Consider the following 6,255-nt stretch of genomic DNA (forward strand, 5'->3'; position numbering starts at 1 on the left):
GAAGTAATCAAGGGAACCCTTATGACCCCGTCTTTTCTTCCACATCTTTACGTTGTTTAAGAATTTGCGGATCTCATTTCCGATATTTACCCAGCAGCTCAGCAAGTCAACGCCGGTCTGCGCAAAGGTGAGCGTTAGAAAGACGCCTTTTCGGACGTTTTTTCTACCGAGCGCCTTTTTAAGTTTTCTACTTATCGCTTTTCTGCCGCCCTCTGAGTATCTGCCTAGTTCATAGTAGGGGATAAAGATGTACTTTTGCTCTTCGTCCCGCCACAGAATAATCCCGTGTTCTTTGCAGCCCGAAATATAGTCGTGATAGTCCTCATGCACCTGTCTGTTGACATTATTGTTAACAGATTCAAGATAAGAAGGAGGAGCAGGCCTGCGGGACACTTCCGCCTGGCTTCGCTGCGGCGGAACCATCCCTGCTTGGCCTTTCTTCTCCGTGACAGGCTCGCCTGGTTCTTGCGAATGCTCTTGATTCCAGCAATCGATGCAGACTTCTTCGCCGGGCAAACCATAAAAAGGATTATCAATTGTTCCAGCCCTAGTGCCACACCTCTGACAGGGCCAACCTTGCTCGTTTCTTTCTGTGTTTGCAGGCTCTGAGGTAAAGGAGTCGCTCATAGTGACCCCTCCCCTCGAGAAGAGGAAGTGCCATTTCCGAGCGTTTGCGCCATAGCGAAAGCCCTACGTCGGCCCCCCTCTCCCGACTCTACCACAGCATCCGCTGTGGTCCTTGAGTAGGGAACGGGGGGCTCTCCGCAGGGCAGTTGTTGGGTGGAGCAATATTTGGAGGAGAGATAGTCGTAGGCGAGCGAGCCGAATGCTGCAAACTGCTCTAAATACGCGGCGGCCTTCTCATCGCTGAGCGCAATCCCGTACTTCTTCCTGAAGTGTTCTTTTGTGTCTTGAACTAATTGGGTTGAAAACGCCATCTTATCCTTCCAAGTGGTAGTTCTTGGAAGGACCGTAACAAATCTAAAATCTCGAAAAGGGACAGTTTGACTAGGGGTTTATGTCAACGATGGAGAGAACGTACTGCTTAAAGCGTGTGCATGCTCGTTTTGTTTTTTCGCGCATCTTCTCAGATTCATCTAATATTTCGTCAGAATCCTCATCGTAATCGGCAAATACGCCTTCGGATGCGCCTGCACTGATTAAGAGTTCCGCTAAATCGTAATATGTTACGTTGCGATCCTCTTCTTTTAAATAGCAGTAGGTGAGGAAGAGCCAGGCGTCTCGAGGTAATTCTTTTCTGTAGAGCTTTTTATCGTTTGGCTTTTCAACCCAGATGCTTTTTTCTGGCACGTCCTCGCAGTGCATTCTGAAGAAGTCAAGGAGTTCAGGCTCGATTCTGACATATCGACTACTCGCGGTTCTGTTGAACTGCGCATAAAAGTAACTTGGCAGCGGCCAAATCTGGACATTTATAGCCCAGTGGTAAATCATATTGGTCAGTGCGGTCTCTGGCATTACGAAAGACTTTATCGGGCGGCCTTTTCTTCTTTTTGTCTTGAGATTCTTAGGATTTTCAGAAATTGTTTGAACCATACTATCGAGCTCATCCATGTATCTTTTTACGTCTTCTGTCTCGAGAAGACGTGCTCGAATATCGTTCATTATGCTCATTTTAAGCTCAGGGTTAAGCCGACTGCTGACAAGCGTGCTTCCAGGCATCTCATTGGCCTCGGTTGACTGGATTTGTAGACCTTCAAAATCGATGTGCTCGCTTACGTCGTTTGCAATGTTCATGTACTCAGGTACGAGCAGATGCACCGTCGATGCGATAATCCCCATGGGGTCCTTTGCTTGTTCTCGGTGATATTTGCGGCGTTCTTCTCTTGTCATCCAGCGGTGGTTAAGATTCATACTTCCAGTAGTCCTATTTGTGTTGTTGCCGTACTTGTTATTTAATGTTAACTAACTTATTAGTTCAAGTACTTGCGTAATCTTTAAGGATGTTCGCCGGATGATACGGTTAAAGACATCTTGTCGTTTTGCAGAACAGGTTTGCATATAGCACGGCCGAAAACCAAAAATAGGCAAGGAGTTGTTGATGTGCAAATAAAAGATAGCACCACCCAAGAGTTAAGGGCTCGCCCTGTAAAGCCTAAGAAACACCCGCTCTCGATTGAACAGAGGGTAATTTGCGTTTTGTTAATTGTAGTCGTAGCTGCTGGGTTAATCTTCTACCTATGGAATATCGAACAGCACAAAATCGGTGCCTATCTGGTCAACACTGGGCGCATGGACTGGTATCTTACTCTGGCGGCTCATGAAAAACCGCTCGTGCTCAACACGATCCCCTACACGCACAGAAAGATACAGCTATTCAATATCTATTCTGCATCAATTATCGTCATAGCCCTTGGGCTTTTCGCCCTGGCACTAAGGCCAAGAAGGAATCCAGATGAATAGCGTAACCTTTACTCTTAGAAAATCAATCGTAATTATCATGGTGAGCCTGCTAGCGATCGTCATAACGGGCTGCTCAGATGCGGACGAGACTAGAATTAACGAGCTTTGGGTTGAAAACGATGAGCTAAAAAGCCAGCTTGATGCTTCACGGTCGGAGCTTTCGGATCTGCAATCTTCAATCGAGCAGTTGCACTCAAGTGTTGATAGCTTTAGCGATGGCTCTACCGATTGGTCTGAGATTGTCCCAGAGGTTGAGTCATCACTTGAAGATATTGAAACTCAAGCCTATGAACTTTCAGAACAACTAAAGGAATACGATAATCCAATCGAACTATTACCTGGAGACAATCAGCAACAATAGACAAGGAGTCGTTGGTATGCAATTACAAGACAGCACCATACAAGAGCTTAACGCCAGCCCTGAGAGGCCTGGGAAACACCCGCTCTCTTTTCAGCAGAGAATATTGCTCGTTTTAATAATTGCAACCCTAGCCATAGGCTCTATCTTTTATCTATACAACGACCGCAATGGCAAAATATCGCAATATGCTTATAACAAGCAAATAATGGGCCTTTCCCAAAAAAGTAGTAGCGGCAGGGACTATGTCTTAAACATGCACCCCTATGTTTGCAGAGTTAAGCAACGATTTACAATTTATTCAACCATTACGGTTGTTATGGCGCTTGGGCTATCATTAGTAATTCTGAGACCAAGGAAATGCAATGAGTGAGATAACGATTACCCTCAAGAAATCAACTATGGTTACTGTTGTTCTGCTTTTAGCCGTGTTTGCTTACCACTACTTTAGTTTAAGGACAGAAATAGCCTATCTAAAAGGTAGAATAATCGATTCGGGCGTAGCTAAGGATGATTGGGATTGGGACGATGCCTGGGACTGGGACGACAATCAAACAGATACCGACATCGCAGAGGGAGTGGACGATTCTCGGGAAATTATTGATTATGACCAACCAATGGAACCTGGTATTAGATAATCATGCAAAGAATCACAGCCTATTTTCGGGTATCGACCGACTAGCAAGGGACCAAGGGAACGATTCGCAATCAGATAGACTTCGCGCAGAAGTTTGACTATTTGAGAAGACTTCTAAGGCGTCCGTTGTTCAAGTTAAGGTGTCAACGGTAACGGGTTAAGTTCAATATCAATATCAGGTACATAGTGGAAGCAACGATCCCCATGAGGTCTTTTGCTTGCTGGCGAGCATATTTGCGTCTTTCTTCTCTTGTCGTCCAGCGTCGGTTTACGTTCATCATTAAATCCATTTGCGTTGTCATCGTATTTGCTATTTAATGATAACTAACCCAATAGTTCAAGCACTTCTTTATTGTTCTAAAATGGTTCAATCTTGTGCTTAAACGTGGTGTCAATATGCATGGTATAGATATCACCCCGCCCTTGGTGATATCTATCTTAGGGTTTTAGGGTTGGACAGTTTGCGTTTTACACATACTTAGTGTTTAATAGTTTTCAATATTGCACCTTAGCTGGAGAATAATAGGCTTTATGTCAATTGAGTCACTTAATCTTGTAGAGTGGGTTGGTCTTATTGGTTCGATTGTTTCTATAGCTGGTTTGCCGTTTGCTTTATTGCAGATATCAAGAACGCGTAGTGCAGCAGAGGCAGCGAAGAAAGCTGCTACACAGGCCCAACAAAGCTTTCAAAAAAATATAATCGTTGCCGACTTATCCTCATGCGCTCGATTTATTGGCGAGATTCAATCCCAAATTAGAAGTGAGCGATGGGAAGCAGCCTTATACAGAATTAATGAACTAAAGACCGTACTCATCCAAGTGCGTCATCTTAGAGACCTACCAGTTGATGATTCTGACGCTTTTGTTCAGGCGATTACCTCTCAACTATCAGTACTGCTGAGTAAGCTGGAGCAGCGGTTGGTCAACCCCAATGTTAAGATGGATCCAGTAGCCATAAATAAGAAACTGGACCAGATATCGGATTCGTTATTCGAAGTTTCAGGCAAAGCTAAGTATTTGTAAAGGGTTGGGATTATTATGTTACCTGAGGTTTATAAGACTATCATCCGAAAACTTCATAAAAAGAGTGCTGAGGAGGAAGTTAATTGGCACACGACTTCAGATGGTTCAACGTATATTGTTTATTTTAAGACCTTTTCTCTATCTATTGATCGCTATCACATGGAGTTTAGGGATGCGCCTGGTATTGCTGTCAGAATCCTTAACATGGAAGGTGATGAGGTTGACAGCTTCTTTGAGTATGATTCTGATGATGATTGGCAACTTCTTAATGAGCTTTATGAATTTGCTCGCAGAAAGGCGCTGCGCATTGATGAGGCTATTCGGTCAATTGATAGTGAGCTGGACCGCATTGGCTTTGTTGGCCGTGGCGATAATCCTGCTGGCGAAAAATTTGACGACATACCCTTTTAGTCTACTTATAAGAACATGTTAATCGTTTGGCTTAAAAGCACTCACGATGAACCGTGAGCCTTTGAAATGGGTTATTGCATCTAAGCCTACGCAATAACTAGTTTGTGCTCGACCACATATGTTCGAACATCGTTCAATGTCCCCAGCAAAGTAGTTCTTATTCGAACTCGGAGAAAAAATGTGTCCTTGCATGTTATGTGTTATTCGGATACTGAATTTCAGGATTCTAGCTGCCTTATAAACTCACGAGGCGAGAGTATCTGAATTCCCTGGTAAGTTTCTATATTAAGCAAATGATTATCACCCGAAACGATAAAGTCTGCATTACCTTCAACTGCACATGCAAGCAACATATTATCCGATGGGTCTTCGGTGATGACGTCTAGTCTCAGCTCACCAGGGGTTCTTTGTGAATATTTGCTAAGAAGCAATAAAGATTTCTCAATTTCTTCATCTGTTAGGGAAAAGGCGTTCCTTATCTTGGGGTATTGTAAGACCTTGCTTACTTCAGTGACGATCTCATCTGAGGTAAGCAGTATAAACTCGCGGCCTCTCCAAGCCTCAAGCACCTCATAAGGCGCACCTGAATGTGAGATGAGCCCGCTTACAATAACATTAGTATCTAAGCATACCCTAATCATACCTTAGCCTTTTCTAATTTCAGATATTGCTTCTTCAACAGCAGTTTCTACTTCTTCCGGTTTGACACCTTGATTCTTGGCGCGGACCTTGTCTAAGATCTCAAAGTCCTTCGCGCGTTGCTGCTTAAACTCTTGAAATTCGGCATATGAGATTATGGCTACCATCGGTTTGCCGGCACGCTCAACAACGATTTCATCACCTCGGTAGTGCGCTTCTTCCATAAGCCGACCGAAATTCTTTCGTGCTGTCATGGCGTTTTCTCTTTTTAGCACTTGCATAACACCTCCTCTAGTTAATACAGTCATTATAACTGATATAGTTATAATATCAAGTACAGTATTTCCAAATTTAATCTAATTAGATTAAATTTATAGCTCTTTACCAGTCAGCTTAAGATCCAGCCTTATCGTTTAGAGTCTTAAATAGCTCCTCCTCGTCCTTAATGCCAAAACGCCGTGCGGTCCGTTTTCCGAAGAAAAAAATCGCCGGCGGCTAAGTGTAGTTCGCCGGCGTGGTTTCGATTTCTTGGGTCTTGCGACAGGACAATTCGCAAGGCATTTTTTGATTGGCTGGTAGTCTAACAGAGAAAGATTTGAGTTAGGCTTATGATATTCTTGCTTTTCAGAGTTGCCTCCATGTTAAGCTAGGACGCATGGGAAACAACGCTCCTAGTCATAGTCCCGTCTGCAAATATCGATCTCATAAATTCAACAACAAGGAAGGACATAATAATGACCGAAGCGACAGAACCGAACAAGAAAGC

The 6,255-nt window shown here is 43.8% G+C and carries 10 protein-coding genes; 6 read left to right on the forward strand and 4 right to left on the reverse strand.

Annotated features, from left to right (window positions below; genetic code table 11):
* A partial coding sequence (locus tag Q8J68_RS02750; protein ID WP_305310025.1) for a hypothetical protein occupies window positions 1–627 on the reverse strand: 627 nt, incomplete at its 3' end.
* A gap of 381 nt (window positions 628–1,008) precedes the next feature.
* Window positions 1,009–1,851 carry a hypothetical protein gene (locus Q8J68_RS02755; protein WP_305310026.1) on the reverse strand — a complete coding sequence of 281 codons (843 nt, stop codon included), beginning with the start codon at window positions 1,849–1,851 and terminating at the stop codon, window positions 1,009–1,011.
* A 210-nt stretch (window positions 1,852–2,061) separates the two neighbouring features.
* Here Q8J68_RS02755 and Q8J68_RS02760 point away from each other — a divergent pair, with 210 nt between their 5' ends.
* The 6 genes from Q8J68_RS02760 (at window position 2,062) to Q8J68_RS02785 (ending at window position 4,850) form a co-directional block, all read left to right on the forward strand.
* Window positions 2,062–2,421, forward strand: coding sequence for a hypothetical protein (locus Q8J68_RS02760; RefSeq protein WP_305310027.1), 360 nt, complete (start codon window positions 2,062–2,064; stop codon window positions 2,419–2,421).
* Window positions 2,414–2,782, forward strand: a complete 369-nt coding sequence (locus tag Q8J68_RS02765; protein ID WP_305310028.1) for a hypothetical protein — start codon at window positions 2,414–2,416, stop codon at window positions 2,780–2,782. The genes Q8J68_RS02760 and Q8J68_RS02765 overlap by 8 nt, the downstream gene beginning before the upstream one ends.
* 16 nt (window positions 2,783–2,798) lie before the next feature.
* Window positions 2,799–3,152, forward strand: coding sequence for a hypothetical protein (locus tag Q8J68_RS02770; protein ID WP_305310029.1), 354 nt, complete (start codon window positions 2,799–2,801; stop codon window positions 3,150–3,152).
* Window positions 3,145–3,417 carry a hypothetical protein gene (locus tag Q8J68_RS02775; protein ID WP_305310030.1) on the forward strand — a complete coding sequence of 91 codons (273 nt, stop codon included), beginning with the start codon at window positions 3,145–3,147 and terminating at the stop codon, window positions 3,415–3,417. Before Q8J68_RS02770 ends, Q8J68_RS02775 begins: the two co-directional genes overlap by 8 nt.
* A gap of 530 nt (window positions 3,418–3,947) precedes the next feature.
* A complete protein-coding gene (locus Q8J68_RS02780) occupies window positions 3,948–4,439 on the forward strand; it encodes a hypothetical protein (RefSeq protein ID WP_305310031.1) in 492 nt (163 codons plus the stop codon).
* 15 nt (window positions 4,440–4,454) lie between these two features.
* Window positions 4,455–4,850 (forward strand): hypothetical protein, encoded by a 396-nt coding sequence (locus Q8J68_RS02785; protein ID WP_305310032.1) that lies wholly within the window; start codon window positions 4,455–4,457, stop codon window positions 4,848–4,850.
* 218 nt (window positions 4,851–5,068) lie between these two features.
* On the opposite strand, the gene Q8J68_RS02790 is transcribed toward Q8J68_RS02785, so the two are convergent.
* Both Q8J68_RS02790 and Q8J68_RS02795 read right to left on the reverse strand, forming a co-directional pair.
* Window positions 5,069–5,491: a putative toxin-antitoxin system toxin component, PIN family gene (locus Q8J68_RS02790; RefSeq protein WP_305310033.1), complete on the reverse strand. Its 423-nt coding sequence runs from the start codon at window positions 5,489–5,491 to the stop codon at window positions 5,069–5,071.
* A 3-nt stretch (window positions 5,492–5,494) separates the two neighbouring features.
* Window positions 5,495–5,770, reverse strand: coding sequence for a type II toxin-antitoxin system prevent-host-death family antitoxin (locus Q8J68_RS02795; protein ID WP_305310034.1), 276 nt, complete (start codon window positions 5,768–5,770; stop codon window positions 5,495–5,497).
* Between the last annotated feature and the right edge of the window lie 485 nt (window positions 5,771–6,255).

The sequence above is a fragment of the Methanolobus sp. genome, assembly GCF_030682845.1.
Lineage (GTDB): Archaea > Halobacteriota > Methanosarcinia > Methanosarcinales > Methanosarcinaceae > Methanolobus.